The organism is Gordonia sp. i37 (assembly GCF_002043085.1).
GTDB classification, from domain to species: domain Bacteria; phylum Actinomycetota; class Actinomycetes; order Mycobacteriales; family Mycobacteriaceae; genus Gordonia; species Gordonia polyisoprenivorans.
On sequence record NZ_MVPX01000588.1, the window covers coordinates 1 to 543 of the forward strand.

A 543-nucleotide genomic window follows, 5' to 3' on the forward strand; every position below is an offset into this window, starting at 1 on the left:
GCAGAGTAGGCAGCCGTTGTCGAGGTCGGTGGGCCCACCATCGGCCCAATGCTCGAGGTGGTCTCCTTGGCAGCGTCCGGCGTGTGCACCGCATTTGATGCATCCGCGATCACGCACCAGTAAGGCTTTGCGTTGTCCCGGTGTGAAGAAGCGTTTCGCCTCCCCGACACTGAGCGGTACACCGTTGGGATCGAGCATGATTTTCGTGATCGTGGTGTCACACGACAACATCCGGGCGGTGGCTTCGGTGATGGCACCCATGTTCTGCAAGTCGCCGCCGAGCGCGGGGTTGTCGGCTGACCAGGTCCACAACAGCCCGTTGGTGGGTTTGGCCGAGAACGTGTTGTCGGCCAATCCTTGTGCCGCCAACTCCACGATCGTTTCGAACGCGGCCGCGCAGATTTGTTCGGGTGTCCGGGGATCGGGGGAGCCGTCGGGTTGAGGTTTGGGCGCCGACAAGGTTTCCATCAGGGTGCGTGTTTTCTCCCCGGCGATGATGTCGAGGTTCGCCGAGATCTCCAACCGGCCGTCGTCGGTGATGCG

General features: G+C 62.4%; 1 protein-coding gene. It reads right to left on the reverse strand.

From position 1 onward, the window contains the following. Nucleotides 1-543, reverse strand: a 543-nt coding sequence (locus B1964_RS28405) for an HNH endonuclease signature motif containing protein (protein WP_139765927.1), incomplete at both ends; no start/stop codon positions are given.